Source organism: Frankia sp. KB5, assembly GCF_002099325.1.
GTDB lineage: Bacteria > Actinomycetota > Actinomycetes > Frankiales > Frankiaceae > Frankia > Frankia casuarinae.
This window is the reverse complement of the sequence record NZ_MRUJ01000027.1, coordinates 1-988: the sequence shown is the minus strand read 5'-3', so window position 1 is coordinate 988 and position 988 is coordinate 1. Positions and strand designations below refer to the sequence as shown.

Here is a 988-nt window from a genome sequence, read left to right as displayed (position 1 = left end):
GGTCTCGAGGCTGATCTTGCAGTACCACTGCAGGCCGAGGCGCAGCCGGGACGCACTGACGCGCTGGAAGTAGATCGCCTCGCGGCCCTGGGGCTCGTGCGCGCGCAGCGGGATGCGGGGATCCTCGACCGGGTTCCAGGACTCCCGCTGCCACCAGGGTCTGGTGTCGTAGGCGAGGGCGAGCAGCCGCAGGAACCGCACCAAGGTCTCCCGCACGGTCTGCGTCGAGCGCGCGGTCGGCAGCCTGCCCTTGCGCCGGTGGACCGCCAACGAGAACTGCTGACACCAGTCCCGCGCGGGCAGGTCCATCAGCGAGACGGGGCCGCGAGCGCCGAGGTCGGCGACGGCCTCGGCGAGGCGGCGGGTCAGCATCGCCACCCCCGGTAGCGCGATCTTCCCGCCCAGCTCGATCACCCTCAGGCAGCACCAGGTCAGCTCGCGGYCCATCGGCTCCGGCAGTCTCTCGACGAGGATCGCGTTGCTCGGGGCGGCCGCGGTGAACGCGTTGCGGTAGCGCTCGGGCAYCGTCGCCGCCGACAGCCGGCCCAGCCGCAGGTCATCAGGAACCGTCGCCCACAACTGGTCCAGGATCACGGGGGCATATCCGCACCCCGCGGYGGCCAGGTTGTCCATGACTTCCTCGACCGTGATGTTCACGAGCACGGTCCGATCTGCCCGCCGCCGGCCACGGCCTGGGGGCGCCAGCCGGCGGTGAACGCCCGCCAGCTCGCCGCTGCTCGCGCGTCGGTGTCCTCGGTCACGTGGGCGTAGATCTCCAGCGTGGTCTGCACRTCGGCGTGGCCGAGCCGGCGGGACACGACGTGCACCGGYACCCCTGCCAGCAGCAGGGCGGTCGCGTGCGAGTGGCGCAGCCAGTGGGGCGCCCAGCCCGTCGGGACCTTCCCGGCGAGGTCGCGGCGCAGCCGGCGGACCAGGTCGTAGACCGTCTCCGGTCGCCACGGCGCGAATCGCGTCCCGCCCGCGACGT

Annotated in this window: 1 protein-coding gene and 1 pseudogene; both read right to left on the bottom strand. The window is 72.9% G+C overall.

Annotated features, from left to right (window positions below):
- Positions 1-657: pseudogene (locus tag KBI5_RS03325) on the bottom strand (hypothetical protein); the annotation flags it as partial.
- A partial coding sequence (locus KBI5_RS03320) for a tyrosine-type recombinase/integrase (protein ID WP_157902425.1) occupies positions 654-988 on the bottom strand: 335 nt, incomplete at its 5' end. The pseudogene KBI5_RS03325 and the gene KBI5_RS03320, both read right to left, overlap by 4 nt.